Raw genomic sequence first — 14514 nt, forward strand, 5'->3', positions numbered from 1 at the left:
CATGATGACGGGGTATATCAGGACTCGCATTCTCCCGTGGGTGGTGTGGGCCGGGACGATGGCCGGCGCCGGCTGGCTGTGGCTCGACGTGCGCGCCGAGGGCAGCGCGGTCGGGTTCGCGCTGGGGGTCGAATACGCGGTGCAGCCGGCGACCGCCGGACGCGTGCAGACGATCGAGGTGGCGCCGGGCCAGCACGTGCGCGCGGGGCAGGTGGTGGCATTGCTCGACACGGCCGAGCTCGACGCGGAGCAGGCGATCCTGGCGGCCGAGCGCGCGCGGCTGGAGGCGTCGGTCGGGGCGGTCCGCTCGGAGACCACGATGCAGATCGACGACAAGGCGCGCGAGGCCGACGAGTCGGTGGCGGCGGCCGAGATGGCGGTGCGCTCGGCTCGTAGCAATCGCGAGGTGCGGGCGGCCGAGCTGCGGGCGATCAGCAGCCAGTTCGACACGCTCGCCGGGCTGGTCCAGGAGCGCATGGCCGACCGCCGCGACCTCGACGCGCTCGGGGTCAAGCGCGCGGCGCTGCGCAAGGAGGTCGAGGCCGCCGATTCGCTGGTGCCCGAATTGGTGCGCCAGGCGGCGGCGGCCCGGGCCCGGCGCGCGGGGCTGCCGACCGACGCGACCGAGCTGGCGTTGCGGCCGGTCCGCGCCGAATTGGCAGTGGTCGCCGGTCGCGAGCAATTGTTGGCAGTGCGCCGCGAGCAGACGGTGCTGCGCGCCCCGGCCGACGGCCAGGTGGCGGAGATCCACGCGCGCGCCGGACAGGTCGCCGGGCCCGACGCGCCGGTGTTGACGATCGTCGGCCGCGGCCCGGGCGAGGACGACGAGATCACGGTGTGCCTGCGCGAGCACCAGGCCGGGCAGGTCCGCGTCGGCGAGGCGGTGGCGCTGCGCTCGCGCGGGTCCGGCGGGCGAGCGGTGGCCGCCCACGTGACCCGGCTGGGGCCGCAGATCGCCGAATTGCCGCAGCGCTGCCGCCGGAGCCCGGATTGCCGGAGTGGGGCCGCGAGGTCGCGGTCGCCCTCGACGAGCACGCGCCGCTGCTGCCGGGCCAGGCGTTCGCGGTCAGCTTCCTCGGCTATCCGTCGCCGTGCGCGGCGGGGAGCCCGAGGCGGCGACGGACGAGCAGGTGCTGGCGGCGCCGCTGGTCGATGCGATGATTCAGCCGACCCGCGCCGTCGCGCCGGAGAAGCCGGGGGTGCCATGATTCGCGCGGGCTGGATGGTGGTCGCGACCATGTCGATAGTCGGCTGCGCGAGCGCGCCGGCGGTCTCGCCCGAGCGGGCGATCGCGACCTGGCGCGAGATGCAGGTCGGCCAGCCGCGCGGGGCACTGCCGGAGAGCGCCGCGGCGGCGCTGGCGGGCGGCGACGCGCTGACGGTCGAGCAGGCCTACGCGCTGGCGCTGGCGAACAACCCGGAGCTGGCGGTGGTGGAGGCGCGCGCGGAGGTGGCGACGGCGGAGATCGGGGCGGCGCGGCAGCTGCAGAACCCGACCGTCCGCGTGTCGAACGTGGGCGTCGACGACTCGTTGCCGGGGCGGATCGGCTTCAACCTGGGCCTGCGTGCGCCGATCCCCGACCCGGGAGCGTGCGCGCGCGCCGATGCGGCCCGTCACGCGGCCGCCGGGGCGCACGGCGAGGCCGAGGCGGCGCGCAGGCAACTGCGGGCGAAGGTGTATCGATTGTTCGCCCGCCTGGCCTGGCTCACCGCCGACCTCGAGGAGGTGTCGCGCGCGGTGTCGCTGTGCGAGGAGCGGCAGCGCCAGCTCCAGGCCCGGGTGGCCCGCGCGGTGGCGACCGAGGTCGCGCTGGCGATGGCCGAGGTGGCCCGCGCGGAGGCGGCCGACGAGGTCCGCAAGCTGCGCGCCGAGCTGGCCCGCGTGGAGGCCGAGCTGGCGCGAGTGGTCGGGCCGGGGCCGGCGTTCAGCGTGCGCGTCGACCAGGCCCAGCTCGACATCGATGCGCTGGTGCTCGACCCGGCGGCGCTGACGGAGCAGGCGCTGCGCTCGCGCCCGGAGCTGCGCGCGGTGCAGACGAAGGTCGGTCAGGCGCGCTCGGCGATCACCCTGGCGAAGGTCGAGGCGGCGCCGTGGATCAGCTGGGCTCAGGTCAATTACTTCTTCGGCCCGGGCCCGGCGACGCCGTCGTCGTTCGGGGTCGGCTTCGCGGTCGATGTCCCGCTGCTCAGCCTCAATCGCGGCAAGATCAAGACGGCCAAGGCGGTCATGCGCCAGCGCCAGGTCGAGGAGCGGGCCGAGGTCGCGGCGATCGCCGGGGAGGTCGACGAGGCGATTGCGCGCGCGCAGCGGGCCGACGCGCGGGTCCAGGAGATCGAGCACGACCTGCTGCCGCAGGTCGATGCGGCGGCGCGTCAGGCGGACGCGGCGCTGTTGGCGGGGACGCTCGACGTGGTCGAGGTCCTCGATATCGAGGCCCGCCGGGTCGCCGCGCGTCGGCTGCACCTGGCGGCCCGCTTCGAGCGCCGGGACGCGCTCATCGAGCTCGAGGCCGCGGTCGGGGGGCCGCTGCCTCGCTGACAGGGCACGTCTTCACGCCCCTTTGCCATCATCGAGAAGGTGTCATGTTCGATCGTCGAATCGTAGGAGTATCCCTGTCACTATTTTTCATCTCGGCGTCGGCGGCCCTGGGCTGCAATCAGGGCGGCGGTATGAACGACGCCACCACCGACGACGCGCCCCCGGCGGGCTCCAGCGAGACCGGCGACGAGCCGGCGCCGGGCACCAGCAGCGGCGACGACCCGGCGGTGACCTCGGAGGGGCCGGGCCAGCCGGTGTGCGGCGACGGGCTGGTCGAGGGCGACGAGCTGTGCGACGGGGCCGAGGTCGGCGGGATGTCGTGCGCCGACATCGACCCGGGCTTCACCGGGGCGCTGGCGTGCGCGGCCGACTGCCTGGCGTTCGACATGGCGGACTGCGAGGGCGCGCCGATCGAGTGGCTGGTGGCGCTGAACGAGCTGACGTCGAAGGGCGCGGAGTCGGGGCCGTTCGCCGGCAAGGGCGACGCGGTCGAGCTGCTCAACGCCGGCGGCGCGCCGGCCGACCTGTCGGGCTGGCGGCTGTCCGACGACCCGACGCTGCCGGCCGACAAGACCTACGTGTTCCCCGAGGGCACCACGCTGATGCCCGGCGAGCGCCTGGTGCTGGTCGAGCTCGACCCGGTGTCCGGCGAGGGCGACCTGCCGTTCGGGATCTCCTCGAGCAACGAGGAGACGCTGACGCTGGTCGACGGCGGCGACGAGGTCATCGACGCGCTGACGGTCGAGGGGGTGGCGGCGATGGTGTCGTGGTGCCGCCTGCCCGATGGGACAGGTTCGTGGGGGCACTGCGAGCAGACCCTCGGCGCGCCGAACATCGAGGCGCTGACGATCTGCGGCAACGGCGTGCGCGAGGCCGACGAGGCCTGCGACGGCCTGGACGTCGGCGCGGCCAAGTGCGCCGACCGGGGCTTCACCGCCGGGGCGATGACGTGCACGCCGAAGTGCAACCTCGACACGTCGATGTGCATGTCGGACCCGGCGGCGGCGATCAACGAGCTCGAGTCGACCAACGACGAGATCGAGCTGTTCAACGCCGGCGGCGACATGATCGACATGGCCGGGTGGATCCTCACCGACCAGGCGTTCGACGCCGCCTACGACCCGGCGGTCGACGACGAGAAGCTGGTGTTCGCCGCCGGCACGAAGCTGGCGCCCGGCCAGTTCCTGGTGGTGGGCAAGGGCGAGGCGGCCGGCCAGCACCCGTTCGGCCTCAGCTCGAACGGCGACACGGTGACGCTGCTGAAGCCCGACCTCACGCCGGTGTCGCAGGTCACCTACGGCGCCGACCAGGCCGCGTTGTCGTTCTGCCGCCTGGCCGACGGGCCGCAGGGCAGCTGGTCGTCCGGCTGCAAGCCGACCTTCGGCGCCGCCAACTCGAAGTAATGATAAGACATGCTCGAAGGAGCATGTCCGAAGGAGCATTGACAAAAGGCCGGCTCGGGTCCGCCCACGGGCGCGGCCGCTCGCCCGCCGCTGCGCCCGGCGGCGGGAGACGGCCGCCGGCGCCCGTGGTATACGTCGCGGCCGCCCATGTCCGCGAAGGTCCGCAAGCTGCCGCTCGTCCTCGGCCTGGTCGCCCTGGTGGCGACGCCGCTCGTCACCCGCCTGCGGGTCTACGGCGACATGCCCGACACGTGGGGCAAGTTCCCGCCGCCGAAGAGCCCCGACGTGCCGGGCTTCAGCTGGCTGGTGTTCGGCCTCGGCGTCGCGCTGGCGCTGGGCATCCTCGAGTTCCTGCGCGCGCCGCAGCGGTTCGGCTTCGCCCCGCCGGCGGCCGCCCGCGAGGAGTACGTGCCGCAGGTCCGGTTCCCGCCGTGGTGCGTGCCGGGAGCGCTGCTGGCGATGGCCTCGTGGGCGCTGATGTGGGGCGAGCTGCCGGCCGCGGCGGCGCCGCTGGTGCCGTTCAGCTTCGTGCCGCTGTGGTGGGGCTTCATCCTCGCGCTCGACGGCGTGGTCTACCGCCGCACCGGCGGGCTGTCGCTGGTGGCGCGCCGGCCGTGGACGATGCTGGCGATCGCCGCGACCTCGTGCGTGAGCTGGTACTTCTTCGAGTACCTCAATTACTTCACGCGCTCGAACTGGTACTACCCGAACGACGCGATCTTCTCGCAGGGCGGCTACCTGCTGTGGTTCGGCCTGGCGTTCACGACGGTGCTGCCGTCGATCTTCGTGGTCTATCAATTGCTGACGACGATCGCGCCGCTGCGGACCCGCTTCGAGCACGGGCCGCAGATCGAGCTGTCACGCGGGGCGGTGCGCAAGCTGCTGGGGCTCGGCCTCGGGTCGCTGGCGGCGCTGGTGCTGTGGCCGGCGCCGCTGTTCCCGCTGCTGTGGTTGAGCCCGCTGGTGGTGCTGGCGGCGGCGGTGTCGCTGTCCGGCGCGTGGACGCCGTTCACGCCGATCCGCCGCGGCAACTGGGCGCCGGTGGTGCTGATCGGCCTGGCGACCGCGCTCAACTACCTGGTCGGCGAGATGTGGGATTTCTACAGCACGCCGCAGAACCCGAACTTCTGGAAGTACGACGTACCGTACGTGGGCGTGCTGCACGTGTACGAGATGCCGCTGCTCGGGTACTTCGGCTACCTGCCGTTCGGCATGCTGTGCTGGGTGTGGTGGATCCACCACGCGCGGCTGCTCGGGCTCGATCCGGCGATCGACGTCGTCGCCGGCGGCGGGCCGACGCTCACGCGGCACAGCGACGCGTGAGCGGGTGACCGGAGGCGCCGCAGGCGTCGTCCCGGCTCGTTCTCCAGTGCATACGGTGGGGGCCGGTGCACCCCGCTTTATCGCGGTGACTCGCTTCCTTTGTCCGGCGAAGCGTGCCGGCGGCCCGCACAGCGAAGCGCTTGACGCTGCGCCCCGAGGTGCAGCGCTCGCGCTCGCGGGGTCGTCAGTAGCGGTCGCCGCCGCGGCTCGGCTTGCGGCCGTAACCGCCACCGCCACCGCCGCCGGACGGCGGACCCGAGAAGCTGGGGCGCCGCTCCTCGGCCTCCGAGACCCGCAGCGGGCGGCCGTCGAGCGAAGCGCCGTGCAGCGCCTCGATGGCGCGCTGGGCGTCGGCTGCGCTCGTCATCTCGACGAACGCGAAGCCGCGCGAGCGACCGGTCTCCCGATCGGTCATCAGCTTGACCTCTTTGACCGCGCCGTACGGCTGAAACGCCTGCTGGAGGTCGCTGTCGGAGATCTGGAAGGAGAGATTGCCTACGAAGAGTCGGTTACCCATTGTCTTGATTCGTCTGGATCGGGCTCTCGGCGCGACGCGCCGGTGTGGGGGAATTCTCGGTCGAAGAGCCTGCGCTCGAGCGAAGACCGCAGCAAGCAGGTGCTGCACCATCAACGTCGCCGGAAATGACCCCAAAACCTTCAGTCGACGCAAAGTCGACCGAGTGCCCGAGCGTGCAAGTGCGCCAGAAACGAATGACGACGAAGAGATAGCACGGCACCGCGGCGATGGCAACGCGGCCGGCGCTCGCGCCCGAGCTCGACGGATGAAGCGAGGCGCCCGCGTCGGGGCCGCCGCGCTAGCGCACGCGGCGAGCGGGAGCGCACGAATCGAGGCCGCTCAGCTGCAGGCGAGCGAGCAATTGTTCGATGTCGTCGGCGACGGTGATCCACTGGTCGCCGCCGGAGTGCAGGTAGAGGACGCGAGGGCTGGCGCCGGAGACGCGATAATCGAGCGCGAACGGCATGTGGGGGCCGAGGAGCCCGAGGAGCAACGAGCGCGCGGGGTCGATGTTGCCAGGCGGCTTCTTGTCGTCCGAGCGGCCGAAGTAAGCGGGATCCTTCTCGTTCAACCACCGGTGATTGGCCGCGTGCAGGGCGTCGAGATCGTAGAGCCGCACCTTGATCGGGCTCTCGCGGAAGACGCGTCGAAGGGCGTCGACCGGGGGATGGCGCCACCGTCGCTCGCCGATCGCCTGCGTCAAGGCGGCCGGCAGGTCGAGTCCGTTGATCTGCATCGGCTCAGGCCCGCGCGCCGCCGTCTCGGCGAGGCGGCGCAGGCGCGGCGACGCGGGCGTGAGAATGTTGAACGCGCGACGATTCGAGGCTCCGTCGTCGCCGTTCGACGATCATCGTGAACAAGACGGACCACGGTAGCACGTGATCGCCCGCGTGTCTCCCGCGCGCCGACGATTCGAGGCCCTTCGTGATTCGCGACGCAGGTGAGGACCGCGGGCCGAATCACGCGGCTCGCAAAGACCTCGCATCGAGATGCAGGGCCGTGGTGAACGTCGTCCCGTGAGCTCGAGCGACGCTGCGCCGCCGCCGTGCGCCTCGGCGCAGCCGCGCATCAGGTCGCCCTCGACTTTCAGGCCCTCGACGCGTTCTCCCAGAAGGTGCGCAGCCCGCACGATCGAGGCGCAGTCGAGGCGATCGCGGACCTCCGCGCCGGTGAGGCTCGCGGTCGACGAACGCTTCGGCCAGCGGCACGCCGGGCGATCGTAAAGACGAGCGAGCTCGGCCGGGAGCCGAGGGCGGTCCGACCCCGGCGCGCGGCGGTGATCGTGAAAGTGTCTCGAGGGACAGGTGATGCGACGGCTCGTCGACGTCGCCGCGCTCACGCGAGGCTCAGGGGGCCGGTGCAGTACTTGGGGTTGCCGAAGGTGGTGGTCTCGAGGCCCATGGCGTTCATGCAGCCGACCAGCAGGTTGTTGTGCGGGACGTCGCCCTGGACCTGCATCCACCGCCCGGTCTTCATGGCCCCGCCGCACTTGCCGGCGAGGACGTAGGGGATCTCGTGGCGGTCGTGGTCGTTGCCCTTCTGGTGCTCGTTGACCCAAATCAGCAGGGTGTTGTCGAGCACGGTGCCGTCGCCCTCGGGGATCGCCTTGAGCTTCTCGATCAGGTAGGCGAACTGCTCGCAATACCAGATGTTGATGCGCGTCAGCTTCTCCTGGGCGTCGGCGTCGCCGTCGCCGCGGTGGGCCAGCTCGTGGTGACCTTCGGGGATGTCGAGCCACGGGAACGGCTTGGCGGTGGCGCTGTTCATCCACATCAAGGAGGCGACGCGCGTCAGGTCGCAGGCGAGCGCCATGGCCAGCAGGTCCATCTGCAGCTTGCCGGTCGCGGGGATGTTGCCGACCTTGCTCGGATCGTCGACCTCGCCCAGCACCGGCGGCTGGCAGGCGCCGCCGATCGTGCCGCCGGTGTCGAGCCGCATAGCGATGTCGCGCACGGCGTCGAGGTGGGCCTCGAGCTTGAGCTTGTCGGCCGCGCCGACCTTCTTGACGAGGCGCTGGTAGTCGTCGGCGACGGCGTCGAGGACGATCTTGCGCTCGGCGATCTTGCGCGCCTGCGCGGCCGGGTCGCTCTCGAGGTCGCCGAAGATCCGGTCGAAGGCGGCGGTGGGGTCGTTCTCCGGCGGGATCGGCTGGGCGGGGCCGCGGTAGGAGATCCGCGAGCCCACGTTGGCGCCGTAGACGTGCACGCCGAACTCGAGCGAGCGGAACTTGGTCTCTTGGCCGACGGCGTCGGCGATGGCCTGGTCGACGGAGATGCCGTCGGCCCAGCCGGCCGAGAGACCGTCGGCGCCGGCGAAGTCGCCCTCCTGCAATTCGGTGCCGGTGAGGCCCTGGCCGGTGCCCTTCTGGTGCGCGTCGCCAGGGCCCTTGTAGGCCGACAATTCGTCGACGCCGTCGAGGACGAGGACGTCCTGCTTGTGCGACTCGAGCGGCTGGAGGATCCGCCCGAAGGAGTAGGCGTCGGCGCTGCCGCTCGGCCGCCAGTCGTTCATGATGGTGCCGTTCGGGGTCCAGAACACGACGAAGCGCTTGGGGCCGCCGGCGCCGCGGAACTGCTGCGGGAGGGCGCTGACGGGCGGGGCGTCGCAGCCCTGCATGATGTCGAGCAGCGGGAGGGCGAGGCAAGCCCCGCCGGCGCCGCGCAAGAAGGTGCGGCGGGACAAAGTCGAGCGTTTCATGGTCATTCTCCTTCGGGGGCGCGGCGGAAAAGGAAGGCTTCGCTCTGGGTGAGCGCGACGATGAGGTCCTGGATCCGTCGACCCGAGCCGGCGAACTGGCGGGTGAGGTCGTCGAGGGTGCAGGCGTCCTCCTTGGCGTCCGCGCGGCCGTAGGCGTAGCGGAACCACTGCAGGGTCATGCAGCGCTCGACCTCGGGTGAATCGACGAGCAACGACGCGAGCTCGGGGACGCCGTCGAAGGTGCCCTTGGTGGTGCCGCCGAGGATCTCGCCGGTGGCGTCGATCGGCTGGCCGGCCTCGACCTCGCGCCAGCGGCCGATGCCGTCGAAGTGCTCGAAGCCGAAGCCGACCGGGTCCATCATGCCGTGGCAGCCGGAGCACGCGGGGTCGATCGAGTGCTGCTTGAAGCGCTCGCGCGTCGGCAGGTTCGGGTCGACCTCGGGCGGGGTGATGTCGACGTTGTCGGGCGGCGGCGGGACGACCTGGCACAGCAGCCGCTCGCGCACGAACTTGCCGCGGTGGATCGGCGAGGTCTGGTTGGGCTTGGCCAGCACCGACAACAGGCCGCCCTGGGTCAGGAAGCCGGAGGCCTGGCCGGCCGGGAGGTCGAACTTCTGGAAGGTGTCGCCGCTGGGGCCTTCGAGGCCGTAATACTCGGAGAGCGCGCCGTTCAGGAAGGTGTAGGGCGCGAGGTACATCGAATCGAGGTCGCCCTTGTCGTCCCAGATCACGTGGTCGAGGAACTGCTCGGCCTCGGCGCGCAGCAGCGGCCGCAGGTCGGGGTCGAATTCGGGGAAGGCCTCGTCGTCCTTCTCCAGCTCCTCGATGCGCCTCAGCTCGAGCCACTGGCCGTGGAAGTCGCGCACGGTGGCCCGCGCCCGCGCGTCGGCGAGCATGCGCGTGGCCTGCTTCGCCACGTCCTCGGGCTCCGCGAGCCGACCCTCGGCGGCGGCCGCGAACAGCTCGGCGTCGGGCATGGTGCCCCACAAGAAGTAGGACAGGCGCGAGGCGAGCTCGTACGGGGCGACCTTGAGCGCGTCGCTGCCCTCGACCGGCTCGCCGAACTCGACGCGGTAGAGGAAGTGCGGCGACTGGAGCATCGCCGTCAGGGTCAGCCGCACGCCGGTGGCGAAGTCGAACTCGTCGGCGGCGGTCTGATGCACCGCGAGCAATTGCGAGACCTCGTCGCCGCTCAGCGGCCGGCGATAAGCGGCGCGCCCGAACTCGGTGATGAACCGCCCGGCGCACGCGTCCTCGCCCTCGACCTTGACGTCGCAGCCGTGCAGCAGCGCCGGCAGGTCCTTGACGGCCTCCTCGGCGAGCGCCTCGGCGGCGCCGAGGTAGCCCTCCGCGAGCAGCGAGGTGACGACGAGGGCGTCGGCGTTGTTGTTGAACCCGAGCGCCTCCTCCTCGGCCGGAAAGGCCTGCGCCGGCCGGCTGTCGACGCCCAGCAGGTCGCGGACGGTGTTGTCGTACTCGCGCCGGTTCATGCGCCGGATCGGCGAGGGACCGGGCTCGATGCCCTTGCACTCGGCCGCCTCACCGCCCTCGGTGTCGACCGCGACGCCGTCCGTGGTGCCGTCGCTGTCGCTGTCCCCGGTCGTGGCCCCCTCGCCTCCGGAGCCGTTCTGACAGCCGCCCGCAGCGGCGGCCACGATCGCCCACACTACGATCCCTCTGACATTCATACCTGGATCCTTGACGGGCATGAGGACCGACAGGCTGTGCGCTGCAGCATCGCGGCCGAGGCCCGCGCAGCCGACCCGCGCAGAGGGTCCGCCGCGGCGGCTGTCCGGACATTCGTTCATTCGTCGACCGATCGCGCAGCGCCCGCCCGCGGGTCGATTGATAACACCGTGAGATTTGCATTGTCATGACCGCGGGGCCGGTGTGTGGTCCGCTCGACGACGGCCGTCCGCGAGCGCACGGGCCGTGACGTCCGCCAAGGTGCTTGCGCGCTTTTACGCCGCCGGCTACGTTCGCCGACGAGGACGACGGGTGCCGAAGAAGCCAGAGAAGATCACCCTGAACCACGACTTCGCGTTCACCAGCGACGCCCACCTCGACGAGCAGATCGCGGCGTTCCGCGCCGCTCACGAGGCCGAACACCAGCAGATCCTGGCGATGGACGCGCGGCGCTCGCTCGGCCCCGGGAAGGTGCGAGTGACGTTCCGGGTGATCGAGAAGAAGCCCCGCCGGGGATAGCGAGGACGTGTCACTCCGGACATGTCCCGAAGGATAGATGCCCTATTGGGCGCGGGCGCCGCGGCTAGGGCTGCTCGGCCAGGCGCCACGGCGGATTACGCCGATTCTCGCCGGCCCAGAACAGGCAAACGACGTTGCCGTCGGGATCGCGCAGGTAGGCCTCGCGCCACAGCCACGCCTGGTCGACCGGGTCCGAGTCGAACTCGAGGCCCTGCTGCTTGAGCGCGGCGACGCGGGCGTCGAGGTCGGGGCACTCGAAGTAGACGACGACGCCGGTCGGCCCGAGGAGGCGATCGGCGTGGTGGAGCGAGAGGGTGCTGCCGCCGTCGGGGCACTCGAAGCGGGCGTACTTCGGCAGGTTGGCGACGATCTGGCGCAGGCCGAGCCGGCGGTAGAAGGCGGCGCCGCGTGCGACATCGGCCGACGGCAAGGTGACCTGATTGAGCTGCATGGGCGAACAGTAGCGCGGAATGGAGCGCGCCGGGCGAGGCCCACGCGCGCGCTCGCCCGCGGCAGAGCGTGGTAACCTGGGCCGGAGATGGCGAAGCGATACGCGCTGGAGCTCGACGAGGCGCTGCACGCGGGCTGGGTGCGGGCGCCGGGCGACGGTTACTTCGACCTCGATCCGTGGCTCCGTACGAAGGAAGGGGCGCTGCTGGTCGAGCCGGCGCCGCCGTTCTGGGACTGGGTCGAGGGCAGCCTGTACGACGAGCGGCGCGAGGCGGCGATAGTGGCGTTCGACGCGGAGGGGCGCGAGGTCGAGCGGCTGGTCCTCGGCGGGGCGCGAGTGGCCGAGCTCGGGTTGCCGTCGCTCGACGCCGAGGGCGTGGGCGCGCTGTGGCTGCAGGTCGAGGCGAAGACGGCGGAGATGCAAGGCGGAGCCGCGACGGCGGAGGCGCGCGGCGAGGCGCCGACGATCGCGGGCTGCCGCGTCCACCTGCACGGCCCCGAGCCGCAGCAGGTCCGCGAGATCGACGCGCTGACGATCACTCTCGGCCGCCGCGGGCTGCAGCGCGTGAAGCTGGCGGTCGAGGGCGAGGCGGACTGGGAGGCGGCCGAGGCGCTGGTCGACCGCGAGGGCGCGCTCGAGTACGTGGCCGCCGACGCAGGGCCGGTGCTGGCGCGGGTGGAGTTCAAGATCGCGGGCATCGACGTGGAGCGGGTGGAGGCGGCGGCCGAGGGCTCGCAGCGGGCCAAGCTGGTGCTGGCGTGCCGCGGGCTGCGGCTCGGACCGACGGGCAGCGGCGAGTCGTCGTAGCGGCGTTCCTTCGAGCCGCGACCTGGATCGCCGCGGGAGCCGCGGGCTATCCTGCGGCGAGCAGGAGCGCTCGGCCATGCGATGGCAACGCTACGAGGATGACGAGGATGATCGCGATCCGGTCGAGGCCGAACTCGGAGGCGGCGCTCGCGACCGGGCGCGCTCGAGTTCCTCCACGGACGGTGGATCGACGAGATGCGCCACTCGACGATGTACATCGACGCTCGCACGAGCCCGCCGCGGGTGGTGTACTGCTCGGGCGGCGATCACGAGCTGACGGGGGTGTACGAGGACTGGTACTTCGACGGCCGCCAGTATTACGCCAAGTTCCGCTGGCTGAACGGATCGTTCGCGGGTTACCTGGTGCTGCAGGTCGAGCGCCCGGACGTGATGCACGGCGGCTGGTGGTACGACCGCGACGTGAAGGAGCGCGACGTCTCGCGACTGCCGTTCGTGGCGGGGATGCAGCCGTGCTGCTGGGTCCGCTCGTCCGATCACAAGGTCTGGCCGGACTGGGCCGCAGCCGGGCTCGGGATGCCGGGGCGCGAGGTGACGGCCGACAGCCTGCTGGCAGAGCCGGCGCCGGCGACGGTGCCGGTGACGAAGACGCCGGGCTCGGTGCGGGTGGCGATCGCAGACACGGCGGCGCTGCGCTATCGTGACCGGCTGTCCTTGTGGACAGGTCACGGCGGAGTCCGCAGCCGGCTCGCCGGCGCGCTCGGCCACCGCGGGTGGTGGCTGCTGCACAACCTGGTGGCGCACCCGCTGCTGGCGCTGTGGCCGGGCCGGGCCGCGGTGGCGCTGCACGACTGGACCAGCCGCGGGCTCAACCGCGACCCGTCGCTCGCGCCCTCATCGCCGCCGCAGATCGGCGAGCGGCTGTGGTGGGTGGTGCACAACCTGGTGGCGCACCCGGCCATCGCGGTGGCACCCTGCGCGGCGACGTTCCGCTGGCACGACGCGACGGCCCGACGCATGCGCGTGCGCGGCTGGGTGTGAGCGCGAGGAGCCCTCGCGGGGACGATTCGCGGGCGAGGGACCGAGATCGGCTGCGGTCAAGCTGCTGACCCGAGGAGCTGCTCGCCCGCCGCGAAGCTCGTCGTCGTCGCCGAACCCGAGGTCGCTCTCGTCGATGCTCACAGGACGAGGGCGAGCCGGTCGCCCGACGATCAGTAGACGGCGAGCTCGCTCCAGTCGGCGTCGTCGCGGGCGGTGCGGCGGTGGACGAGGTCGAAGCGATCGCGGCCGTCCGGATCGTGGGCGGTGAGCAGGTGGCCGGGCTCGTCGAGCTCGAGGCGGCGCCAGGCGCCCCAGCGCTCGAAGCGGTACTCGAGGCCGCGATCGCTGTCGCGCGGGTTCCACATCAGGTCGTCGGTCGGGGGGCGCGGGGACGGGAGGACCTGTCCGATAAGACAGCCGTCATGCAGCCAGGCGAGCACGCCGCGCGGGTGCCAGATCGCGTCGACGGGGACGAAGTGCTCGTCGTGGCTGCGGGAGTCGTACTCGATGGCGACGGTGTGCCAGCGCGACGGATCGGCGGTCGGGGCGAACACCTGCAGGCCGCCGTAGCGGTCGCCGTAGGAGCCGTAGTCGGTCCACGGCTGGCCGGACTCGAAGCCGAGGATGAGCTGTCCCCCGGGACAGAAGCGGGCGAAGGTCCAGCGGTCGAAGAAGTCGATGGTGGGCAGGTCGACGACGCGCGAGCCGCCGCGCAGGTGGCCGGCCTCGAAGCGCCACACGCCGTCGGGCGACTCGGCGAAGATGTCGGGGTCGGCCATCGCAGAGGCAGGATCGCCGAGGCGCGCCGAGGTGTCGAGGCCGGGAATAGGAGCAGTCGCGGGGCGGTTGGGGCGGCAGATGCACCGCGTCGAGAGCAAAGAGCACTGGGTCGACCGCTGATGACTGGCCGAGCTGGCGGCTCGTCACGCGGCGGTCCACCTGGACTTCGGGACAGGTGACGGGGCGTTCGCGCTCCGCCGCGCGCGCAGCGAGCCGTCGACGCTGGTGATCGGGGTCGACGCGAGCGCGGAGGGCCTGCGCGAGCCGTCACGCCGCGCGGCAGCCAAGCCGGCGCGCGGCGGGCTGGCGAACGCGATGTTCGGAGTACTGCCGCTGGAGCGCGCGCCAGGCGAGCTGCTCGGGCTGGTCGACTCGCTGACGGTGCTGCTGCCGTGGGGCTCGCTGCTGCGCGCGGTGGCGCTGCCGGAGGCCGAGGGGCTGGTGCGGCTGCGCGGGCTGTGCAAGCCGGGGGCGTCGCTGCAGATCGTGTTCGGCTACGGGCCCGGCGATCCGCTGGCAGTGCAGGCGCTGCCCGGATTGCAGGCGGAGGCCCGCGCGGCGGCGCTGGTGCAGGCGTACGCGAGCGCGGGGTTCACGGTGACGGCCCGCGCGACGAGCCGCGAGGAGGTGGGCGAGCTGCCGACGACGTGGGCGAAGAAGCTGGCGTACTCGAACCGCGAACGCGAATTCGTGGCATTGACTGGAGTGGCGCGCTGATGCAGGTGGCGACGAACCGCAGGTCGAAGGATCGCCGGCGCTCGCGGAACGAGGCGCCATGGATGAGCCCGGTGCG

At 72.0% G+C, this 14514-nt stretch carries 13 protein-coding genes; 7 read left to right on the forward strand and 6 right to left on the reverse strand.

Annotated elements, in window-relative coordinates; all coding sequences use genetic code 11:
• Position 1: 1 nt before the first annotated feature.
• From OV079_RS39065 to OV079_RS39075, 3 genes are all read left to right on the forward strand, one after another.
• A complete protein-coding gene (locus tag OV079_RS39065; RefSeq protein ID WP_267774737.1) occupies positions 2-2539 on the forward strand; it encodes a TolC family protein in 2538 nt (845 codons plus the stop codon).
• A gap of 131 nt (positions 2540-2670) precedes the next feature.
• Positions 2671-3942, forward strand: coding sequence for a lamin tail domain-containing protein (locus OV079_RS39070; RefSeq protein ID WP_267774738.1), 1272 nt, complete (start codon positions 2671-2673; stop codon positions 3940-3942).
• 147 nt (positions 3943-4089) lie between these two features.
• Positions 4090-5265 carry a hypothetical protein gene (locus OV079_RS39075; protein WP_267774739.1) on the forward strand — a complete coding sequence of 392 codons (1176 nt, stop codon included), beginning with the start codon at positions 4090-4092 and terminating at the stop codon, positions 5263-5265.
• A gap of 184 nt (positions 5266-5449) precedes the next feature.
• On the opposite strand, the gene OV079_RS39080 is transcribed toward OV079_RS39075, so the two are convergent.
• The 4 genes from OV079_RS39080 to OV079_RS39095 form a co-directional block, all read right to left on the reverse strand.
• A complete protein-coding gene (locus OV079_RS39080) occupies positions 5450-5893 on the reverse strand; it encodes an RNA recognition motif domain-containing protein (protein WP_267774740.1) in 444 nt (147 codons plus the stop codon).
• A 187-nt stretch (positions 5894-6080) separates the two neighbouring features.
• Positions 6081-6518, reverse strand: coding sequence for an SMI1/KNR4 family protein (locus tag OV079_RS39085; RefSeq protein ID WP_267774741.1), 438 nt, complete (start codon positions 6516-6518; stop codon positions 6081-6083).
• Positions 6519-7117: 599 nt separating this feature from the next.
• Positions 7118-8479, reverse strand: coding sequence for a DUF1552 domain-containing protein (locus OV079_RS39090; protein ID WP_267774742.1), 1362 nt, complete (start codon positions 8477-8479; stop codon positions 7118-7120).
• A gap of 2 nt (positions 8480-8481) precedes the next feature.
• Positions 8482-10134 carry a DUF1592 domain-containing protein gene (locus OV079_RS39095; protein ID WP_267774743.1) on the reverse strand — a complete coding sequence of 551 codons (1653 nt, stop codon included), beginning with the start codon at positions 10132-10134 and terminating at the stop codon, positions 8482-8484.
• A gap of 343 nt (positions 10135-10477) precedes the next feature.
• Here OV079_RS39095 and OV079_RS39100 point away from each other — a divergent pair, with 343 nt between their 5' ends.
• Complete coding sequence (locus OV079_RS39100) at positions 10478-10684, forward strand: hypothetical protein (protein WP_267706004.1); 207 nt, start codon at positions 10478-10480, stop codon at positions 10682-10684.
• A gap of 64 nt (positions 10685-10748) precedes the next feature.
• Here the strand turns inward: OV079_RS39100 and OV079_RS39105 are convergent, their stop codons facing one another.
• Positions 10749-11135, reverse strand: a complete 387-nt coding sequence (locus OV079_RS39105; RefSeq protein WP_267774745.1) for a VOC family protein — start codon at positions 11133-11135, stop codon at positions 10749-10751.
• An 87-nt stretch (positions 11136-11222) separates the two neighbouring features.
• On the opposite strand from OV079_RS39105, the gene OV079_RS39110 reads away from it, so the two are divergent.
• Both OV079_RS39110 and OV079_RS39115 read left to right on the forward strand, forming a co-directional pair.
• Positions 11223-11942 (forward strand): hypothetical protein, encoded by a 720-nt coding sequence (locus OV079_RS39110; RefSeq protein ID WP_267774746.1) that lies wholly within the window; start codon positions 11223-11225, stop codon positions 11940-11942.
• A gap of 195 nt (positions 11943-12137) precedes the next feature.
• Complete coding sequence (locus OV079_RS39115) at positions 12138-12941, forward strand: hypothetical protein (RefSeq protein WP_267774747.1); 804 nt, start codon at positions 12138-12140, stop codon at positions 12939-12941.
• Positions 12942-13111: 170 nt separating this feature from the next.
• On the opposite strand, the gene OV079_RS39120 is transcribed toward OV079_RS39115, so the two are convergent.
• Positions 13112-13720, reverse strand: coding sequence for a hypothetical protein (locus OV079_RS39120; protein ID WP_267774748.1), 609 nt, complete (start codon positions 13718-13720; stop codon positions 13112-13114).
• A gap of 133 nt (positions 13721-13853) precedes the next feature.
• Here OV079_RS39120 and OV079_RS39125 point away from each other — a divergent pair, with 133 nt between their 5' ends.
• Complete coding sequence (locus tag OV079_RS39125) at positions 13854-14438, forward strand: class I SAM-dependent methyltransferase (RefSeq protein ID WP_420829576.1); 585 nt, start codon at positions 13854-13856, stop codon at positions 14436-14438.
• Positions 14439-14514: the final 76 nt, after the last annotated feature.

It is taken from the genome of Nannocystis pusilla (assembly GCF_026626665.1).
Lineage (GTDB): Bacteria > Myxococcota_A > Polyangia > Nannocystales > Nannocystaceae > Nannocystis > Nannocystis pusilla.